Annotated in this window: 16 protein-coding genes; all 16 read left to right on the forward strand. The window is 55.1% G+C overall.

Features of this window, described 5'->3' with window-relative positions:
* Complete coding sequence (locus DTL42_RS21070) at window positions 1–1,023, forward strand: COX15/CtaA family protein (protein ID WP_114371886.1); 1,023 nt, start codon at window positions 1–3, stop codon at window positions 1,021–1,023.
* Window positions 1,020–1,931: a heme o synthase gene (cyoE, locus tag DTL42_RS21075; protein ID WP_114371888.1), complete on the forward strand. Its 912-nt coding sequence runs from the start codon at window positions 1,020–1,022 to the stop codon at window positions 1,929–1,931. Before DTL42_RS21070 ends, cyoE begins: the two co-directional genes overlap by 4 nt.
* A 34-nt stretch (window positions 1,932–1,965) precedes the next feature.
* Window positions 1,966–3,177, forward strand: a complete 1,212-nt coding sequence (locus DTL42_RS21080; RefSeq protein ID WP_114371890.1) for a cytochrome c oxidase subunit 3 — start codon at window positions 1,966–1,968, stop codon at window positions 3,175–3,177.
* 12 nt (window positions 3,178–3,189) lie between these two features.
* Complete coding sequence (locus tag DTL42_RS21085) at window positions 3,190–3,645, forward strand: cytochrome C oxidase subunit IV family protein (RefSeq protein ID WP_114371892.1); 456 nt, start codon at window positions 3,190–3,192, stop codon at window positions 3,643–3,645.
* A 12-nt stretch (window positions 3,646–3,657) separates the two neighbouring features.
* Complete coding sequence (locus DTL42_RS21090; RefSeq protein WP_234824298.1) at window positions 3,658–4,596, forward strand: ABC transporter ATP-binding protein; 939 nt, start codon at window positions 3,658–3,660, stop codon at window positions 4,594–4,596.
* On the forward strand, window positions 4,593–5,459 hold the full coding sequence (locus DTL42_RS21095; protein WP_114371894.1) for an ABC transporter permease: 867 nt from the start codon (window positions 4,593–4,595) through the stop codon (window positions 5,457–5,459). Before DTL42_RS21090 ends, DTL42_RS21095 begins: the two co-directional genes overlap by 4 nt.
* Window positions 5,456–6,664: an SCO family protein gene (locus tag DTL42_RS21100; RefSeq protein WP_114371896.1), complete on the forward strand. Its 1,209-nt coding sequence runs from the start codon at window positions 5,456–5,458 to the stop codon at window positions 6,662–6,664. The genes DTL42_RS21095 and DTL42_RS21100 overlap by 4 nt, the downstream gene beginning before the upstream one ends.
* Before the next feature lie 3 nt (window positions 6,665–6,667).
* Window positions 6,668–7,117, forward strand: coding sequence for a DUF420 domain-containing protein (locus DTL42_RS21105; RefSeq protein ID WP_114371899.1), 450 nt, complete (start codon window positions 6,668–6,670; stop codon window positions 7,115–7,117).
* Window positions 7,118–7,121: 4 nt separating this feature from the next.
* Complete coding sequence (locus tag DTL42_RS21110; RefSeq protein ID WP_114371901.1) at window positions 7,122–7,448, forward strand: hypothetical protein; 327 nt, start codon at window positions 7,122–7,124, stop codon at window positions 7,446–7,448.
* A 179-nt stretch (window positions 7,449–7,627) separates the two neighbouring features.
* Window positions 7,628–10,093, forward strand: a complete 2,466-nt coding sequence (locus DTL42_RS21115; protein WP_114371903.1) for a PQQ-binding-like beta-propeller repeat protein — start codon at window positions 7,628–7,630, stop codon at window positions 10,091–10,093.
* 81 nt (window positions 10,094–10,174) lie between these two features.
* Window positions 10,175–11,215, forward strand: coding sequence for an AAA family ATPase (locus DTL42_RS21120; protein WP_114371905.1), 1,041 nt, complete (start codon window positions 10,175–10,177; stop codon window positions 11,213–11,215).
* Entirely contained in the window at window positions 11,181–12,074 is an 894-nt protein-coding gene (locus DTL42_RS21125) for a DUF58 domain-containing protein (RefSeq protein ID WP_234824299.1), read from the forward strand. The genes DTL42_RS21120 and DTL42_RS21125 overlap by 35 nt, the downstream gene beginning before the upstream one ends.
* A 28-nt stretch (window positions 12,075–12,102) precedes the next feature.
* A complete protein-coding gene (locus DTL42_RS21130) occupies window positions 12,103–14,319 on the forward strand; it encodes a BatA domain-containing protein (RefSeq protein WP_147274388.1) in 2,217 nt (738 codons plus the stop codon).
* The gene (locus DTL42_RS21135; RefSeq protein ID WP_114371910.1) at window positions 14,316–16,718 is read left to right on the forward strand and encodes a hypothetical protein; all 2,403 of its coding nucleotides are present in this window, start codon (window positions 14,316–14,318) and stop codon (window positions 16,716–16,718) included. Before DTL42_RS21130 ends, DTL42_RS21135 begins: the two co-directional genes overlap by 4 nt.
* Before the next feature lie 22 nt (window positions 16,719–16,740).
* A complete protein-coding gene (locus DTL42_RS21140; protein WP_114371912.1) occupies window positions 16,741–20,517 on the forward strand; it encodes a DUF4175 family protein in 3,777 nt (1,258 codons plus the stop codon).
* Window positions 20,507–21,421, forward strand: coding sequence for a hypothetical protein (locus tag DTL42_RS26095; protein WP_147274389.1), 915 nt, complete (start codon window positions 20,507–20,509; stop codon window positions 21,419–21,421). The genes DTL42_RS21140 and DTL42_RS26095 overlap by 11 nt, the downstream gene beginning before the upstream one ends.
* Window positions 21,422–21,433: the final 12 nt, after the last annotated feature.

Genomic DNA, 21,433 nt, shown 5'->3' on the forward strand with positions numbered 1-21,433 from the left:
ATGACTGAACTTTCCCAATCCGAGTCTCGCTGGCCGCACCGCTTGGCGCTGTTGTTGGTTTTGGCGACCTATCCGCTGATCTGGATCGGCGGCCTGGTCACAACCACCAAAAGCGGCATGGCCGTGCCTGACTGGCCGTCGACCTACGGGTACAACATGTTCTTGTACCCTTGGCAGACTTGGGTGTTTGGTCCGTACGATTTGTTCTTGGAACATGGTCACCGATTGCTGGCCTCGACGGTTGGCTTTTTGTGCATCCTGTTTTTGGTGCTGGCAATTTGGCGGAAAGATCGCACGCAAATCCTGCTCGGCATTGTTGCCCTTGTGCTGGTTTTAGTTCAGGGCGTCCTGGGGGGCTTACGCGTCGTGCTTGATGCTACAACCATCGCCCGCGTGCATGGCTGCGTTGGCCCACTGTTTTTTGGGTACTTAGTTTATCTGGAATGTCGCACCTCACGACGTTGGCAGGCAATGTCCCCCGTTGATAGCTCGCTGGGACGGGCCTATTTGCTGCGATCGGTTTCGCTCACGATCTTGGCGTTCTTGCAAATTGCTCTCGGTTCATTGATTCGCCATGTGCCTGCCACGATGCAGCACCAATCCTTTCGGGTGGCGGTTCTTTTTCATGTCATCACCGCTTTCCTTATCGCTGGCAACGCGTTGCTGCTGCTGTGGCTGGCCTTTCGCGATCGGCAAGCCAATCGGCACATTTTCGGCGTCGCGGTCATTACCGTGCTGCTGGTTGTCGGGCAAATTGTTTTAGGGATCGCGGCTTATACCGTGAAATATGGTTGGCCCACTTTCTTACCTGGCGGAGCAAACTTCGCTAGTTTTGTGATCGAGTGGGAAAGCAACCTACAAGCGATGATCGTAACCGGCCATGTGGCCGTTGGTTCGGCCATTTTAGGCGCTGCCGTAATGCTGGCGGCCTACAGTGCGCGATGTTACTCCCATTCTCTTAACTCTTCTAAGAACTCCGCTCCGCCGACGCCTCAAGCGTCTGCCAAGGAGGTAATGGCATGAGCACAGGACCCGCCACCTTGACCGAACGCCGGTCGGGCATGAAACAGCAGTTGAGCGATTACTTGGAACTCACCAAGCCCAAGATTGCCTTGCTGCTATTAGTTTGCGTGGCGATTGCCGGCTTTTATGCCAGCGGTGGTCAGCCAGATATTTTTCGCCTGGTGAACGTGATCATTGGCACAGCCCTGGTCGCCGCAAGCAGTTGCGTCTGGAATCAGTGCCTCGAAGTCAACGCCGATCGCCGCATGGCACGAACCTCGCGCAGACCAATCCCCAGTGGACGTTTGTCTCGTTACGGCAGCGCAGTCTTTGGCACGATGCTTGGTTCCGTCGGTGTCGCATACTTGCTGGCGACCGTTGGCTGGATGCCGGCATTGATCGGAGTGCTGACTTGGGTGTTGTATGTTTGCATCTACACGCCCATGAAGCAGTGGACTCCTTGGAACACGACCGTCGGTGCCATCGCAGGTGCTTTGCCCATGCTGATGGGCTGGCTGGCCGTGAATCCCACCCTCGACATCAAGGCGATTTCGCTTTTTGCGATTTTGTTCTTTTGGCAATTCCCTCACTTCATGGCAATCGCGTGGCTTTATCGCGAAGACTACGAAAAAGGGGGCATGCAAATGTGGTCGGTTGTCGACCGCAGCGGTACCAAAGCTGGCCTCCAAGCGGTCTCGGGCGCTATGGCCTTGCTCTTGGCGAGCGTTGTGCCTGGCTTAAGTTACATTGCCATGCCCAATATCACCTACATGCTGCTTTCGCTGTTCGGCGGCACAATTATGTTGATTGCCTCGCTCCGCTTCTTTACGTCGCGTGACGAAAGAACGGCTCGTCAGTTGTTGTTTGCATCGTTGTTTTACCTGCCGATCCAACTCGGCCTGTTGGTCATTCTGCCCAGCGGCGTGTAAGTTTCCACGGAACGAGTCTTAGAACGAACCCCGCATGTCCGATTCCAACCACGACCATCACGACCACGTCCAACTAGAATACCACCCGGCATTGCCCTTGCCGTTGGGCAAGCTTTGCCTGTGGCTTTTCCTGTCGACGGAAATCATGTTTTTTGCCGGCCTGATCGGCGCCTATGTGGTGCTTCGCTTCGGCAGCCCGGTCGGCACCTGGCCGACGCCGCACGATGTCTATCTCAGCGAACCACTGGGAGCGATCAATACGTTCGTCTTGATTTGCAGTAGCCTATCGATCGTGCTGGCCTTGGAAGCAGCCCGCGCCAACAACTCTGGCCTAGCGAAAAGGTGGCTACTGGTTACTTTTACCCTTGGTTGTACGTTTCTGGGCATCAAAGCCTTTGAATACAAAGAGAAGTTCGCCCACGGTATCTTCCCGAACAAGGAATATCGTCGTCTCTACGACCGTTCCGATGTTTACTACGTCTCGGCGTTAAAGGTTCGTTTGGAAGAACTCCGAACTTCGCTCTCGGACGAAGAGAAACAATTGGAAGCCGTCCCCGGCGTTACGCGAGAATCGTTCATCGATACGATGCTCAACGGGGGTGTCACTTATACGGCGCGCCAAGCTTCGCTCACTGCGAACAATCCGCTGGAAGCCCAATTGATCATCGATTCGTTGGTCTACGGCGTTCACCATCACGAAACGACCGAGTACCAAGCGACCCGGCTACGCAATGAAAAGAAGTCGCTGGAAGCTCCTTTAGCCGAATTCGAAAACAAGCTTAAAGGGATCGAAACCCGCAAAACGGAAATCCAAACGGCACTGGCTGCGGAAGGCGACGACAAACCGTCTGACGAAGATGCCAACAAGATGCGTGCCGAACAGGCCACGCTGATGCAAGATCAGGCCAAGACGCAAACCGAGCTGAAGCCGATTCAAGAACGAATTGCGTTCCTCGATCTCTTACTGGCCAATGACGCCCATTTGCTCAATCACGGCATCAACCACGAAATGCCCTGGATGAAACTTCCGATGGTAATCCCCAGTGGTCACATGTGGGCCAGCACTTACTTTCTGCTGACTGGATTTCATGCTTTGCACGTGGTGATCGGGCTGCTTATTTTCCTGCTGGTGCTCTTCAGCACCCTCGACGTTACCAAAGCGAACTACCTAGAGAACGCCGGGCTGTATTGGCATTTTGTCGACCTGGTCTGGATCTTCCTATTCCCGATGCTGTACCTGTTTTAGAGAAGCACCCCCATGAGTGATTCCAGCCAAGTGCCACCCCATGGCGAGCCTCTCCCGGATGCCCATCTGGAGAACGACGAGACGCTGCACGCGACTAGCGGCAACGGTAAGTACTGGGCCGTTTTTGTCGCCCTCTGCGTGCTGACGCTTTGTTCGTTTTTGACCTACTTCCAGTGGTGGGATACCGCCATTCCACCCAAGGTCAGCATGGCTTTCATGATGGCTGTTTCGTGCGGCAAGGCCCTATTGGTCATGTTGTTCTTCATGCACCTTTTGTGGGAAGCCAACTGGAAATGGGTCCTGACGATCCCAGCATCGATGATGGCGATCTTCCTGATGTGCATGTTGATTCCCGATATCGGCTTGCGAACTGAAAAATACTCGGAAGTGCGTTGGTATCACGCTCCAGTGCCGCATGTCGATCCGGTAGAAACCGTCGCTGCGGATGCCCCCAGCGCGAACCATTAAGTTGAACAACGAATGATTTCACCTCGAGCCGTTTCCATCGAGAACGTTTCCCACTTTTACGGAAAGCGTCAAGCGCTCGCGGATGTTTCCCTGTCGATCGATCCAGGCGAAATCTTCGTTTTCCTTGGGCCCAACGGTGGTGGCAAGTCCACCTTATTTCGCCTGCTCTCCACCCTCATGCCGCTACGTCACGGTTCGATCAGTGTTTACGGTCGTACCGTGACAGCCCATCAGCACGAGGTCCGTCAGCAAATCGGGGTCGTCTTTCAGATGCCGAGCCTCGACAAGAAGCTCACCGTGCGAGAGAACATCGCCCAGCAAGCGGCTCTCTACGGCGTAACAGGGCCAACGCTGCAGCAACGCACGACACTGCTGCTCGACAAGCTGGAACTGACTGATCGCCAAAACGACATTACCGAAGATCTCTCTGGCGGGCTCCGCCGCCGCGTCGAACTGGCCAAAGGGATGTTGCATTCGCCCAAGGTTCTGCTGCTCGACGAACCAAGCACCGGGCTCGATCCGGCGGCTCGCCAAGCGATGTGGCGTTACCTTGAATTCCTGCGAACCGATCACGGCGTCACCGTCGTCCTGACTTCGCATTTGTTGGACGAAGCCGAGAAAGCGGATCGAATTGCAATCCTCGACCAAGGACGTCTGGTCGCTCTCGATACGCCAGACGCTTTAAAAGATCGAATCGGTGGCGACACAATCACCATTCGCACACGGCAACCCCAGCAGCTTATCGAGAAACTGCAAACCGAACTCCATCTTGCAGCCACCGAGGTCAGTGACTTCGTCCGGCTGGAAACCGAAGACGGGCCTGGCACTATCCGTACGATCATGCACACGGCAAGCGACTTGGTCGACGCCATCACGTTGGCCAAACCTTCGCTGGAAGATGTCTTTATCGCCATGACCGGTCGACAATTCACCGAGGAGGTGACCTTATGACCTCCGCTGAAACCGTTTTCACCCCCAACCCGTTGTCGGCAGCTTGGTCGCTTTGCTATCGCGAGATCATTCGTTTCTTGCGGCAGCGCAACCGCATTATTGGTGCGATTGGCCAGCCCATTATTTTCTGGCTGCTATTTGGCACCGGCTTAACTGGCGTCTTTCGCACGCAAGGGGAGGGGGGAGGCGATGAAAGCTTCACCGTTTATTTCTTCCCCGGTACGCTGCTACTGATTGTGCTGTTCACAGCAATTTTCGCCACGATTTCCATCATCGAGGATCGCAACGAAGGCTTTCTGCAATCGGTCCTCGTCTCGCCAATCCCGCGGTGGTCGATGGTCCTGGGCAAGGTTCTCGGCGGCACCATCTTGGCGGTTGGTCAGGCCATGATTTTCCTTTGCCTCGGCTTCTTCGTCGGAATCTCGCTGACACTTTTGCAGTTCCTGGCGATCTTTGGAATCTTGGTGATCGCGAGCATTGGTTTAACCTCGCTTGGCTTTTGGCTGGCTTGGCGGATGGACTCGACACAGGGCTTTCATGCCGTAATGAACTTGCTGTTGATGCCCATGTGGCTTCTTTCCGGCGCTTTCTTTCCCATTCCTTCCGGCAGCGCGATTACTTCGCCAGGGCAATGGGTGCTAAGCTGGGTGATGACGTTAAATCCCGTGACTTATGCCCTCGGAGCGATTCGTCGGATCATGCACGCGGAGGTCGCGCCGAGCTTCCTCGGGGGGGAATCTGGCGGGCAGTTTTGGTTGCCAAGTGTCTCCTTCGGTGTAACGATTACCCTACTATTTGCCATCGTAATGTTTGCGTTGTCTTGTCGTGCAGCCACTAAGACAAGACGTGGAGATTGGCTATGAAAGCGACCACTGGAATCTTTGTATCCGCCATCCTGCTTGTTGTGCTGGGGCTTATGATGATGTGGGCCACCATCAACCGCCCCGCGCGCGGGCCGCTGCCGGAAGCTGACGATCATGCTGGCTCGGCGGAAGCGATGGAGCTCGATCGGCAAATTCCTCCCTTTGAATTGACCTCGGCGGAAGCAGAACCGTTCAACACCAAGTCGCTGGCCGGAGATGTCTGGGTGGCCAGCTTCTTCTTCACCTCTTGCCCCTCGATTTGCAAACTACAGAACCAACAGATTGCGATCTTGCAGGAAGAATTCGCCGATCAGGGAGTCAAGTTTGTCAGCATCACTTGCGATCCAGTCAACGACACGCCGGAAGTGCTCCGCAAATACGCAGAATCGATGCAGGCTCAACCGGGCGTCTGGACGTTTCTCACCGGCGATATGGACAAGCTAAAGCCGATCGTGGAAGACTCGTTTCAGGTCATGTTCGAAACCCAGACCCACAGCGACCGCCTCATGATCATCGACAAAAACGGCAAGCTGCGGGGCACATTTCGCGCAACACAAGATAGCGACTTTCGCCATGCTAAGAAGATGATCGAAAAACTGTTGGCGGAACCTTACGAAGGGAAAGAAGAACCGGCAGAAACGGAAGTCGCCCAAGGCTGGCAAAAACCGCAGCCAGGGGGCATGACAAGCTTCCAGCTAACCGACAGCCTAGAGCAACCGTTCGATAGCAAATCGCTAGATGGGGACGTCTGGCTGGGCAGCTTTTTCTATACCGCCTGCCCCGGCGCCTGCCTGATGCAAAACCTCGAGATCGCCAAACTACGCAACGACTTTAAGGATCGTGGTTTGAAGATAGTCAGTATTACCTGCGATCCCGAAAACGACACCCCAGCGATGCTGGCCGGCTACGCTTCCCGATTTCAAGCCGATCCGAATCGCTGGCACTTTGTCCGGGGCGACTTTGATTACATCCAAAAGATCGGCCAAGAGTTCTTCAACATCAAAGTGGAAAAACAATACCACAGCGATCGAGTTTTCCTGGTCGATCGTGAAGGTAAGGTGATCGATTCGTACCGCACGAGCCAGCCAGAGCAGATGAAAGCCCTGCATCAAAAGCTAGAGAAAATGTTGCCTCCAGCAGCAGAAGCCGCTCCGGCCACAGCCGAGAAGAACAGCACCGACGATGCCCCAGAGAAGAAGGATTAGTGCGTGGAACTGGTAAATGTATTGCCGCATGTGAATGCCTCACTCAATGGCTTGGCGACACTGCTGCTGATCGTCGGTTTCGTGCTGATCAAGCAAGGCAAAGTGAATGCCCATAAATGGACGATGCTCAGCTGCTTTGGCGTCTCGACCATCTTCCTGGGCTGCTATCTGTTTTATCACTCGCTGCTTACCGATCACGGTAAGCCGTTTCCAGACTATCCCCCCAGTTGGGTCCGTTACAGCTACTACGCGATGCTCTTATCGCACGTGGTCCTAGCGGCTGCAGTGCCGTTTTTAGCGTTGATTACGATCTATCACGGTCTCAAGGACAACCGAGCAGCCCACCGTCGCATCGCCAAATGGACGTTTCCGATCTGGCTTTATGTTTCCGTAACCGGTGTATTAGTGTATCTTTGTCTGTATCAGTTCTTTCCGGCTCAAGCGGCAAGCTAATTCTATGAAGAACCTGAAGAACCATCTCGGACGCATCTTTTCCGCCGCAGGCTTTCTGTTGGTGACCGGCAACGCATCGCAGATATGGGCCTGTCCGACGTGCAAAGATGGCCTCAGCGATAACTATATTGCGGCGTATGCCTTTAGCATCGTGTTCATGATGGTGATTCCGTATTTGCTGCTGGCAGGTTTCTTTGCCTACATTGTGGTGTCGTACTTTCGCCGCCCCGTCGCCGAACGCAAACAACTGTCCGCCGACGATTTGACCGAACTGGCCCTCAAAAAAGCGGAGCAAGGTATTCCCACGCAGCCTCCGGCTTGGGATTCGTAGTCCGCCGAAAACGGCAACGACTTCCCCCACACCCCTCTGCTGTCCTGCCTCAATGGGTGAAATTTACCCATCAAGCTCCCTTTTCTGAATTCCTTGGCCAGCGGTTTGCTTTCCTGGCTGGGTACGTAGTTCTATACTGTAGTGAGCATTTGTCTTACGACGCCAGGAAAAGCGAGGGCATGATCGATCCGACTGCGCGAATAATACGATCCGTGGGGCTCGTGGGAGTCATCGCGATAACGTTCTTGGGAACTAGCCAGTCATTCGGTCAGGGTGGGGACGTTGGGCTGCGAGCCGACTTCTCGCTGACGGTCGATTTGCCTGAGATTAAGAACGACACCAAAAATCTCCTCTCGCAAATCGATCAACAGTTACAACAAAAAAACTGGCGAGATGCCATCGATACACTGGGGCGGCTGATCGGGAGCCACAGTGACGAACTGATTGCCCGAGGTAACGATCGTGTTGATCTGGGTAGCCAGTACCTCTACTACGTTGATTTGAAGTCCTACTTGCAACGTCGTATTGCGGCCTACTCGCGGCAGACGCCTGAGTTTTTGGAAGTCTATCGCCGCCAGATCGATCCCCTGGCTCAGCAAGTTCTCGACCAAGCCCAGGCTTCTCGCGACCCGGTCCAGTTAGCTCAAGCAATCGACGACTACTTTCTTAGCAGCTACACCGACAAAGCACTGCTCTTTCAGGGAGACCTCCTGTTAGAACAAGCCCGCTTTAACGAAGCCCGCACCGCGTGGGAACGCATCTCTCCTCAGTTCCGCACTCCGTCAGATCCATCTGGCGTCCTGCTCGCCATGCCAGGCCAGCCGATGTGGGTGGCGGTGGATGGAATCGATTGGAGCAAGCACCGCGACTACATCCAGCAGCGATTGAACGACGACACTTCTTCCAGCCCGCTTGCCACAATTCCGAACAGCAGCATCGATCCTGCCTCGGTTTGGGCTCGCTTGTGCCTGGCTTCGTGGCTGGAAGGAGCCGAAGATCGCGCCCAAGCCGAGTTAGAAATTCTCAAGCAACTTTATCCCGACAGCCAGGGCTACCTTGGAGGTCGTCAGACCAATTACGCTCAGTTTCTTACGAAGCTAATCGAAACATCACCTGGTCAACTTCCTGGTCAAAAGAAAGGGGACTGGCCCACGTTTGCTGGGGCCTATTCTCGCAATGGGCATGCGAAGCAGGTCGTGCCGGTGCGTCATTATCAACCCAGTTGGAGCGTATCGCTCGACTCGTACATCTTACCGCAGATGTCTGGAGGCTCTTCAGTGCCAGAGCAGTCAACCGAGATCGCTCCATTGATCGCGGAATCGGCGAAAGCCCTCAACACCACGTTTCCAATTGTTCAAGACCGCGTTGTCGTCGTTGCCGACGAGCAAAACGTACGGGCCTTCGCTTTAGATAGTGGCTTGCCAGCGTTTCCCACCGGCGGAACGGTTTTCGATCACGTCGATCCAGAATATGGGGTTTTCTTTTCTGGAAACGGTCAAGATGCTTTTCGTTCTGATCGTAACCGACGGGGCAACATGCTTTCTGCGATGTCCGTCAAGTTTTTAAATGCCCTGGGGATTCCTCGCTTTACCCAATCGGTCGATGGCAACATGCTGGTGGCGCGTATCGGAACCACCGCGAATGGCGTTCCGATATTTCAAGCTCAGTTTCAAGACCCGGCGGATATGGTCGTCTTCGATATGAGCAAGCAAGGCAAAGCCATCGCTCGGGTCCCTCCGGCAACGGGCATTTCTGGTCCCTGGTCGTTTGAAGGAACCGCTATCATTCAAGGGAATCGGCTGTATTGTGGCATGACCAAGTCAGGCGTCCGCGATGAATCGGCCGTTGCCTGTTTCGATTGGACGACTTCGCAGATGCTATGGCGGAAACCGCTTTCCATCACCCAGCCTTACGGTAGCGGCCTTATCCAAGAGACCGACTATGGGCACCGTTCTCATAACTTGCTGACCTTGAAGGATGGTGTTCTCTACTACAACACCAACCACGGCGTGATTGCCGCGTTGGATGCCCAGCGTGGGGAAACCCTCTGGTTGACGCGTTATCCCCGCCGCGAAATGACTCCTACCCCGCGACTGGAACTCGCCCATCATTTGGTACAACGCAATATTAACCCCTGTGTGGTAACGCAAGGGCTGGTCATTTGTATGCCTTTGGATAGCGATCGCGTTTTTGCTTTAGACGCGGCAACAGGGCAGCTTGTATGGCAAACGGTTCCTGGGGGCGTCGATCCCCTGCATATCTTGGGCGCAACCGACGAAGATGTGCTGGTCAGCGGCAATCAGTTATTTTGGATTCACCTGCACTCTGGCAAGATTCGCGCCGAGTTCCCTCAGGTATCTCAGGGAACAAGTGATCATGGGTTCGGACGCGGAGTCTTGGTGGGCGATCAGGTCTATTGGCCAACCCGTGATACGATTTATCGGCTGCAGGCCCACCTGGACGAAAAATCGCATATCAACGAAGCGAGCCCACCAATCAACGTGGCCAAATTTGGTGAACAAGGAGGCAACCTCGTCGTCTCTGGCGATTACTTAATTGTCGCCTCGCCTAGCCGCATGACCGCTTATGCACCTGCTCCTGCCGAGACGGCACCGCAGCAAGAATTCGACTCCTCCCGCAATTAAAATAGCCCGATGATCCCTTAACACAGCACATCCAGCAGCCAAGACAACACGCAAGCGAAACCCTGGACGGAAACTATACGGATGAGTAGCGAAAACGATGCCGCCGCAGCGGCAAAACTGGCCGAATCGTACGAACTTTTGCAACGCGAAATCGGCCGGGTGATTGTCGGACAGCAAGAGGTCGTCGAGCAGCTCTTGATCTCCCTTTTTGCGGGCGGACACTGCTTGCTGGAAGGGGTGCCAGGCTTGGCAAAAACCTTAATGGTTCGCTCGCTGGCCAACGCCCTGCATCTGGAATTCAACCGCATTCAATTCACGCCTGATTTGATGCCGTCCGATATTACCGGGACAGAAATCATCCAAGAGAACCGAGCTACCGGCGAACGGGCCTATCGTTTTGTTCGTGGTCCGATCTTTAGTAATGTGATCTTGGCCGACGAAATCAATCGTACGCCCCCCAAGACCCAGGCCGCTCTGTTAGAGTCGATGCAGGAAAAGCAGGTCACCGCTGGCGGTACCAAGCATGCGTTACCTTCTCCGTTCTTTGTGCTGGCGACGCAAAACCCAATCGAGCAGGAAGGAACCTATCCGCTGCCAGAAGCCCAGTTGGACCGTTTCATGTTCAACGTGCGGATCGATTATCCGTCGGAGCTAGAAGAGCTTGAGATTGTCAAACGGACGACCGCCGATATCGATACCACGATTACACCGCTGCTTACCGGTGAAGAGATCATTCGACTTTCGCAGGTCGTGCGTCGCGTCCCAGTGGCCGACCCGGTAGCCCAGTATGCAATTCGCCTCGTTCGGCTAACGCGAAAGGTAGAAGGCACGTCCTCGCCGATGGCTCCTTACATTCAATGGGGTGCCGGTCCGCGAGCGAGCCAGTTTTTGGTACTGGGGGCCAAAGCGAGGGCCATTTTGCACGGCCGCGAGTTCGCCACCACCGAAGACATTCAAGCGGTCGCTTTGCCGGTGCTACGACATCGCATTCGCACCAGCTTCAACGCCGACGCGGAAGGCATCACCACCGATCACGTGATTCAGAAAATTTTGGAATCGACACCTACCACGGTAGAGGACAGCAATTTTGCCGAAGCTTTTAGATCCTCAGACGCTGGCTAATGTCCAGGGCTTGCGGCTCCGGGCGAAGCATATCGTGGAAGGGTTGATCGCCGGTTCGCATCGAAGTCCCCACCGTGGATTCTCGATCGAATTCGCCGAGCATCGCGACTACGCCCCAGGAGATGACCTCCGTTATCTCGACTGGAAAGTCTTAGGCCGGACCGACAAATACTACATCAAGCAATTCGAAGACGAGACCAACCTGATATGCAACCTGGTGGTCGACGTCAGCGAAAGCATGCGCTATCGTGGTCCCACTGCGGCCATCTCGAAGCTAGAGTACGCCCAGTGTCTGGCCGCCACGATCGGTTGGCTGATCTTGCAACAGCAAGATGCCGTCGGGTTGGTCACGTTTGACGATCAGATTCGCAACTTGGTTCCGGCCAGCGGCAGCCCGGTCCAACTGCAACAAGTAATTGATGTGCTGCAAACGGCAGAGTCGAAAGAGAAAACCCAGATGGGGCCTCTTTTGCACGAGCTTTCCGGGCGTTTGAATCGTCGTGGCTTGGTGATTGTCATGAGTGACTTTTTCGACGAGGTCGACTCGATCATGGCGGGGCTCAAGCATCTGCGGTATCGCAAGCACGATATCGTGCTGCTGCAAATCCTAGATCCAGCGGAACTCGATTTCCCGTTCGACCGCCCCACCATGTTCCACGGTCTGGAAGCATTTCCAGAACTATTGGCCGATCCCATCTCGGTTCGCAAAGCGTATCGCCAAGAGATCGAAGCGTTCGTCAACGACCTCCGTTCGCAAGCGTTGGCCAACCAAATGGACTATGCCCAAATTCGGACCGATCAACCATTTGATGCCGTCCTGCGTAACTTCCTGAATCACCGCAACGCGCGGTTGGTTTAACTCAACCTGTTTTGATCATCGGAATTCCGTGAACCCTTTCGCTTTCTCTAGTGCGACGATGTTGTTATGGGGCTTGGCCGCGCTTGCGCCGATTCTCATTCATCTCTGGAATCGTCGTCGCTACCGCGAAACCGACTGGGCCGCGATGAAATTCTTGCTGTCAGCGATGAAGAAAAATCGCCGCCGCATTCAAGTCGAACAGTTGCTCTTGCTCCTGGTTCGCTGTGCGATCTTACTGTTCTTTGCCATCGCACTCGCCGACATCTCGTGTACCGGTGGAACGAACTTCGCCAACTTTGGTGGCCCTGGTTCGGCGACGCATACGGTCCTTGTGATCGACCATTCTTACAGCATGGCCTACGGCGAAGAAGGACAAACGCGGCTCGACAAAGCCAAAGAAATGGCTCGTCGGATTGTCAACGATGCGGCCGAAGGAGATGGTTTTACTCTGATCGCCATGGGACGCACGGCCAAAGATATCATCTCGGAACCAGCGTTTGATCCCGACGATGTCCTCCGCGAAATCGATCAAATTGAAATCGATCCTGGAGTCGCCGTCGCGGATTTGGCCTTGGCCCAAGTCGAAGGAACATTGCGAATCGCCTCACGCGACTTTCCACGCTTGCAACGTGCTCAAGTCTGCTTGCTGACGGACTATGGCGCCACCACGTGGGAAAGTGGCATTTCACAGACGAATGAACAGCTTCTTAAAAAAATTGAAGAGATGGCAATCGTTCGTGCCTTTGACCTGGGACAACCAACCACCACCAACAGTGCTATCTTGAGTGTTCGTCCCCTTTCCCCGTTCCTCACGCCTGGTGAGCCGGCCCGTTTTCGTATCGAGCTTTCCTGCGACAACGCCACCGAGTTGCCGAGTCAGGTGGTGCAAATGCTTGTCGACGGCAAGCTCGTTTCGCAGAAGATCGTTCCCTTTGTCGACAACCAGTTGGTCAGCATCGAGATGGAAACCGTTTTCCAAGAGCCTGGGACGCACTCCATCGAGTTCCACCTGGACAAAGATCTGCTTTCAACCGACAACCACTATTTCGTAGTCGTCGAAGTGAAAGAGCAACTTCGGATCGCTTGCCTGGCGGACAACGTCCCCTCCCTAAAATTTCTGAAGCTGGCCCTCGATCCTACCGACTCGGCTCAATCGTCGGTGAAGATCGACACGCTAAGTTCCTCCTCGCTGCTTGATATCGACCTGCTCGGTTATGATGCTGTCTACCTCTCGAACGTGGCCCGCTTCGCTCCGGACGAAGTGGCGATCTTGCGCGGTTATGTCGAGCGGGGCGGGGGGCTGGTTTTCTTTTTAGGAGACCACGTGAATGCCGCCAACTGGAACGCTTCTTTGGCGGCTGCTACCCCGCAAGCCCCAGCGATTGTTCCCCTCAAATTCGATGGCCCTTCGCAACGTGGCGAATACTTCCTCGATCCTCGCGACTACGACCACGCGATGGTCCAGCCATTCCGTGGCCAGCAAGCAGGCGGACTCCTAACAACGCCGGTGTGGACCTATTACCGCGTGACCATCCCGGAAGATTCTCCCGCCCAGGCCGCTTTGTGGTTTGGAACCGGAGATCCGGCCATCATCACGTCGCGTTACCAAACGCCCGCCGAAGAGACTGCCAAAACCTTGCCGCAACAAGGTGGCAAGGTCATTGTCTTCTGCTTGCCGGCGAGTACCGCCTCGGTCGATCGGAGTGTCGAACCGCCTGCTGCCTGGACGGTGTTTCCCACATGGCCCAGCTTCCCTCCGCTGGTTCAAGAGTCGCTCGCCCAGGCCGTTTCCTCTCAACTCGACCGCCGTAATCGCCAACTAGGCGATGTCTTTGAAGGGGTTATCCAAGGAGATCTGGGAGCCAATTTAATCGAAGTGATCCGTCCCGACCGGCAATCGAGCCGCATCGAAGCGACTGCCCGCGACGAACGCCTCTATTGGAGTTTCGATCGCACCAATCAAGTCGGAATCTACTATGCGAAATCGTTGTCTGCCGATTCGAAAAAAATTGTCGAGTTCGCGGTGAACCCAGATACGCGGGAAAGCGACCTTACCCGCGTGGCGATCGATACCTTGCCGATCGGGCTTCAGCCGGGAGACCATGGGTTCGATTCAGCAGGAGGAGGCCAGATCAGCGCGTTACCCTCCTCACTTGAACTGTTTCGCTACGCATTGATCATGGTGCTAGGCTTGCTGTTTCTGGAAAGTTTCCTCGCCTATCGCTATGGAGCAGCCGCACGATGAACGATGCCTGGCGACAATTTGTTCGATGGGCTTTGGCCGACGATAGTCCGGCGACGGACTCGACCATGGAAGTTACCTTGCAGTGGGCAGCTCCCTGGGCAGCTTGGGTCACGCTGGTCATTGTGATTGGGGCGATCGTCTTCTTCGGCTGGATCTATCGGCGGGAAAACCGGCAACGTGCCATCCCCAAATGGGTCGGCCTATTGATTAGCCGCCTGACGCTGGTGGGCATTGTGCTGTTCATGCTGTATGGGTTGCAGCAGCAGCCGTTTCAAACCGATGCCCCGGACTTGGTAATTGCCCTAGATGACTCGCAAAGCATGTCTCATCTCGACACGCTTTCACCTGAGGAAGAATCGCTGGTCCGTTCACGCGTCGAAGCCGCGAATCTAGGCGAGCCCACCCGCTGGAACCAAGCCCGCACACTGCTGCTGGAAAACAACGAGAAGCTCCTGCGAGAATTGCGTGAACGGTACAACGTACGAACCTATTGGATGGGCGAATCTGGCCGAGCACTATCCGTGCCAGACTACCAGTTCTCGGACCTGCTTCGCACCACCGATCCCCAAGGCCAGGTCAGCCGCTTGGGGACCAGCCTCACGCAAATTCTAGAACAACAACGAGGCCGCCCCACTGCCGCTGTCGTGATGCTTTCCGATGGCATCACCATCGAGGGCCCCAGTCTGACCGAAGCAGCTCAACAAGCCTCGCTCCGCGGCATCCCCATTTTCCCCATCGGCATCGGAAGTCAGCAACTTACCCGCGAACTGAAAATCGAAGAGGTGGTCGTCGATCCGGTGGCGTTCGTGGGGGACATGCTCACGTTCGTTGTACGCGTATCCGCCCAAGGCATGCCGGGCGAGGTAGTCACCGTCTCGGTTGCCGACAAGCAAGACCCTAGCCGCATACTAGACGAAATTTCGCTCACCTTATCCGAGCAGCAGGTCACCCGCGAGCTTCGCTTACAATTCCGCCCGGAAGAAGTGGGCGAATTCGAGTTTCAGGTTCAAGCCCGAGGCAGCACGCCTGAGACAGACGACGATCAAAACATCGTCCCTCGCAAAGTCAAAGTGCTCGATGCCACCATCAAAGTCCTCTACGTTCAAGCTTATCCTCGCTTCCAGTTCCGCTTCTTGAAAATGCTGCTCGAACGTCAACTCAAACGTAGCCCTGCCTCTGGGCAAGCAGAAAAAGCGTTCGCCCTGACCACCATTCTGCAAGACGCCGACCAAGCGTACGCCGATCAAGACGAGACCGCCGAAGTTGCTTTTCCGGCAACGCGACAAGAACTGTTCGAGTACGACGTGGTGATCATCGGCGACGTCAACTCTGCCTTTCTCAGCCGCGAACAGCTACAGCACCTGCAAGACTTTGTCGAAGTCAAAGGGGGTGGTCTCATGTTTGTCGGTGGGCAATTCTTCCTCCCGTGGGATTATCGCTCGACACCGCTGGAAGCGTTGTTCCCGTTTTCGTTGGATGACGTTCGCCAGGGTGATCCTGACCAGGCCTATGTCGATCCGGTTCGCGTGAGCCTTACGGAATTGGGCCTGAACACGCTCCCGCTGCAAGTTACACCGCTGCCTGCGGAAACGATTTCCGCTTGGCGAGGCATGTCGCAAGTGTACTGGAACGTCCCCATCGAACGGTTAAAGCCAGGTGCCCAAAGCTTGGCCAACGCCGACCAGCCCGATGGCTCCCAGCAACCACTCTTAACACAGCAGTTTATCGGTCGCGGGAAAGTCCTGTTCCTGGGTACCGACGATTTATGGCGGTGGGATTACCACGACGAATTCTGGATGCAATCAATCCGCTACTTGGCTCGCTCCAGCTTGCTCGATTCCGACGGTGCGGTCGAACTGACCGTCGATCGCTCGACTTATCGCACCGGCGAATCAGCCACCGCGCGGGTCCGATTTCTCGACGAAAGCCAAGCCCCGCCTGAAGACGACGGCGTGCAGCTCACGCTCGAAAAGCCTGACGGGCGAACACGGACCATCACCATGAGCCGCATCGCCGGCAACCGCGACCTGTTCGAGGCCACCATTCCTGGTCTGACCACCGGTGAGCATCGCCTCTGGATCGTACAGCCCCTCTTACGAGGGAACTCCGGAGAAACCAAACCACCCTCCACAGAATTCACGGTGGAACCGGTCGCAGGCGAAATGACTCGCTTAGATATGGATTTGCCGCAACTAAAACAAACTGCCACGATGACACGTGGTCAATATTTTTCATTTCTGGAAGCAGATTCGCTGTTAGATGTGCTTCCGAAAGGTAGACAGGTAAGAATTCAGACGTTACCCCCTGAACCGCTCTGGAATTCCTGGAAACTTGCCTTATTGTTCGTCACACTATTAATTGGTGAGTGGGTCGTGCGCAAACGCATGGGCTTGGTTTAAATTTCGCAGAGGAAAAAAACGGATGGCTTCCGACGCTGGCAAATCGAACTCCCACAAGGTGCGCCACCTATTGGTCACCCGCGTGGAAGAAGCGCGCCAAGCGGTGATGCGCCGCGTTCGGCTGCGCGGCACTGCATGGGGCCTGTTTGCAGCGATCAGCTTTCTTTTAGCGATGGCTCTGTTTGATTACCTTCTGCGGCAAGACGATGTCGGCACGCGTTGGTTCCTCTCGCTGATCACCCTGGCCGGCCTGGCCTTCGCGTTTGTCTGGTGGACACTCCCGGCCTGGCAGTGGCATCCGTCGCTACAACAGATCGCCCAACGTATCGAACAATTCTTCCCCGAACTTCACGATAAGATCTCCAGCGCGCTTTTCTTTCTGCAACAAGACGAAGCGGATGCCGCTGGCAGTTCACCTTATTTTCGCCGTAAACATATCAGCGAGATGACCGACACGCTGAGCCATACCGATTTGTCGGTGGCGTTGAATCGGCAATTGGCCACGCGTTCGTTGTATGCTCTCGGCGGAGGTCTCTTCGTTCTGCTTACCGTGCTCGTGTTTTCTCCCCAAGCTTTTGGTACCGCACTGACACGCTTAGCCATGCCGTGGCGAACGGTCGAGTGGCCGCGTGTGAATGACTTGGCGGTGGTCGATCCCCCTGAGGTCGTTCCGCTAGGTGGCCGCGCGATGTTCGAGGTTGAAGACCTCAATCAAAAACTACCGGAACTGGTCGAGCTCCAAATTCGGTACGAACCGAACGGTCGCCCGTTAACCTACCCCATGCAGTTTGACTTCCCCTCTGAGCGGATGGTCTATCAATTGGAAGGAATCCAAAGACCGTTTGAATTCCGCGTTCAAGGAGGCGACGACAACACCATGGCTTGGCAGCCGGTCGATGTCGTTAAGCCACCGAAGTTTTCCGACGTTCAAATCACGCTGGTTCCTCCTGCTTATACGCGGTGGCTCCCCAGTGAATCACCGCGTTCGATTATCGCCTTGGCTGGCACCTCGCTTCAGCTCTTCGGCAAGGTCGATCAGAAGATCGACGAGGCGCGGTTTGTGTTTGAGGCTTCGGGCGAAACCGAAACGTTCCCCCTGGAAATCGGTGAGGATCGCCTTTCTTTCATGACGAAGTCTGCTACCGAATCAACCGCTACTCCGGTCGGACCAGTTCTAACGGCCAGTGGCAACTATTGGGTGGAAGTCACCGTCGAGTCTGGCCTTAAGAAAGCAGAAGGGCAACGTTATCCGGTCCGCGTTATTCAAGACAAAGCTCCGATAGTGTCGTGGGTCGAACCCCAGCGGAACATGACGCTTACCCCCAAAGCATTGCTCGATCTCTCGGCCAGTGTGCGCGACGACCTCAAGACCGAGTCGATCAAGCTTGCCCTGCGTAAACCAGCCGACAACACGTTGGTCTTGGAAGACAACCTATACACAGGCCCGACCGATCGCCCGTTGGTATCAGCCCCAACCAACTTGGCCATGGGACAAGCAGAAGAGCAATTGGTTGAATATCCGCTTGATTTGTCCCAACTGAACAACCTAGCCCCCGGCATGGTATTAGAACTGGTCGTGACCGCCAGCGACTATCGTCCCCAAATCGGCAACAGCCTGCCACGTCTCATCACGATCATCTCCGACGAACAACTCGATCAACGGGTGAATCGTCAGCAGCGCGACATCATTTCCAAAATCGCCGAAGCCCGGCGTTTACAACAAGATGCACGCCAACAAACACGCAGCGTCGAGATTGAACTGGAAGAAGGAGCCCCGCTAGGCCCTGCCGAAATGGCCAATTTGCAAAATGGTGAACAAAACCAGAAGAGCGTCCGCGACAAACTGGTCGCCGGTGAAGAAAGTGCCGCCGCGAAGATCGATTCGTTGTTGAACGAACTCGAACAAAACCGCCAACACGATCACGACGCCGCTGGTTTGCTGCGGGAACTGAAAGAGAAAATCGAAGCAATCGCCAACTCGGATCTGAATCCGATTGAATCGGAATTAACACAATTACGCCGCAACGCTTCACGTTCTCAATCACCAGGCAACGATCGCCAAGAGAACGGCGATCCGCAGCAACCCTCGCCAGACGGTTCCCCCGATGCCGACAAACCAACGGAAGACGCCCCCCCAGCCGAGCAGCAGGAAGCCCAACAACAGCTCCAAGAAATTGGCCAACGACAAGAGAAAGTCGCCGGGCAATTGCAAGATTGGCAGAATGACCTGAACAAGTGGGATACCTTCCGCCGCTTTGCCCTTGATGTTCGTGACCTGGCCAACCGCCAAGCCGAACTCTCGCGAAACGTTCAATCAAAGCAAGGAGAAACCCTCGGCCAGGAAGTCGACCAGATGACGCCTGAGCAGCGAGCTTCGCTCAAGCAAATGGGGGAACAGCAAACCAACTTAGCCAGCGAAATGGACCGCATCCAAGCGCGTATGCGAGACATGCTGCAAAACAATCCCGAGAACGAAGACGTCGCCAACACGCTGCAAGACGCGATCACCGAAAACCGAGACGCGGCCGTCTCGCAGCGAATGCGCCAAGCTGGTCAGCGAATCGAACAAAACCAGCTTGCCACTGCCAAAGACTCGCAAGAGCAAGTCGAAAAGTCACTGCAAGACGTTCTCGATACGCTGCAAAATCGTCGCGAAACAGACAAAAAAGAACTACTTCGCAAATTGGATGAAGCTCAACAAGACCTGCAACAATTGAAAAAGCAGCAGAAAGAACTAAAAACCAAAGCTCAAGAATCCCAGCAACAGAACCCGTCTGATTCAGCCGGGCAAAAGGGGCAACAACAAACGCAGCAACAAAAACTGGAGCAGTTGGCCGCCCAGGCGAAACAGCTGCAACAACAAGCCGAACAATTGGCCCGCAAGCTAGAACGGCTATCAGCCAAGAGTGCCGCTCAAAAGCTGCGCGACGCGGCCCAGCGTTTGGAAGATGCCGCACAACAAGCCCAGAACATGGACCAAGGGCAACTGGAAGAGCAAATCGAGCAAGCTCAACAAGATCTCGAACAGGCCGAGCAGGAACTCGAAAAGCAGAAGGAAAAGCTCGAGCAAGACCTGGCCCAGGAAATGGCCGCTAAGCTGAAGCAATCGATCGAACTGCTCATCATTCGCCAGGAACGAATCCGGGACGAAATGGTTCGCCTGCACGAACTGCAACTCGCCGAGGGAGACCTCACCTCAGCCCAAAGCCAAACCTTAGCGGGACTCTCAATCGAACAGGCCACCCTGACCGACGAAATTCGCTCGTTTGCCGATGCGATTGCCAAGGCCGAGGTGTATCATCTTTCGCTACAACTTTCAGCCGAAGTCACGACCGACCTAGCCCGTCTGCTAGACTCCGGTAAGCTCGACCCTTCGATGATTGCCCTGGCCGATGAAGCGGTCGACCGTTTGCGACAATTGGTGGCAGCATTAGAGGAAGAACAAAAACAACAGCAACAAGCGCAGCAAGAGCAACAGCCGGGGCAAGACCAACAACAACAGCAACCCGGTGGCAGCCAAGATGGCATCAGCCAAACGGCCCAGTTGCGGCTGCTGAAGTTAATGCAAGAGTCGCTCAAAGCACGCACGAAAAAGTTAGGGGAAGAAATCGCCGCCGATCCGCAGCAAGCCAATCCGAACAAGCTGGCACGACTCGCTGCAGAACAAGGACGCCTATCCGAGTTGACCTTAAACCTCATCAAGACCACCGAAGAGGAGTTGTTCGATCCTGACAAGCTTCCCGAGATCGAACCGACCAATCCGGAAGAAGACACGCCAGAGGTGCCCGATGCCGAGTAAACCGCTCATCTTGCTGTCACTAATTACGGTGGGGCTTTTGGCTGTAGGTGGCGGGATCGCCCCTAGTCAAGTCACCGCCCAAGAAAGTGACCCTGCCGATCCCAGCATGTCTTCGTTGGACCAGGAACTTTTTAACGACCTGGGCAGCGACCTATTCGACGACCTCAACCTTCCCGCCGAAGCGAAAGAGGCTCCGAAAAGCACGCAGCCACCATCGCAAGAAAAGCCTCCGGCAGGGCAGCCTGACCCCAGCGACGACGCTGCCGAAGGGGCTCGTGGTTTTGGTGCCGACCCTTCCGCCAAAGCGACCTCCGGCGACCCTCTTTCCAAAATCGGCGGTTTGATGCGCGAAGTCCAGCAACGCATCGCCGAAGGCCAGGCCGAACAACAAACCGTGGCGATGCAGCAAGAGATCATCGAAGAAATCAACAAGCTGCTGGAACAACAGCAGCAGCAACAAAATCAAAAGAATAACTCCCAGCAACAACAAAACCAGAACCAAGAGCAGCAACAACAGAATCAGCAGCAAAACCAGCAACAATCGCAGCAGGGGCAACAGCAGTCCTCTGATCAATCGCAGCAATCAGGGCAGCAACAGTCGCAGCAGCAAAATCAGCAACAATCAGGGCAGCCATCCTCTGGCAGCGATTCCCAGCCCAGCGAGTCGCAGATGCAGCAGGGAAAGCAAGCCCAAGAGGGGCAAGACAGTTCCGACCAACTACGCAACGAAGCCGTGCTGGCCATTTCACCAGAAGAACAAGATGCCCTGATCAAGAAGGCTTGGGGAAACTTGCCACCCCATCTCCGTAAGCAGATCTCGAACACCTCAATGGAACGTTTTCTGCCCAAGTACGAACGCCTTACCCAGGAATACTTTCGCAAGTTGGCGGAAGTCGAACCTTAGAAAAGCAACGAC

It is taken from the genome of Bremerella cremea (genome assembly GCF_003335505.1).
Classification (GTDB): Bacteria; Planctomycetota; Planctomycetia; order Pirellulales; family Pirellulaceae; genus Bremerella; species Bremerella cremea_A.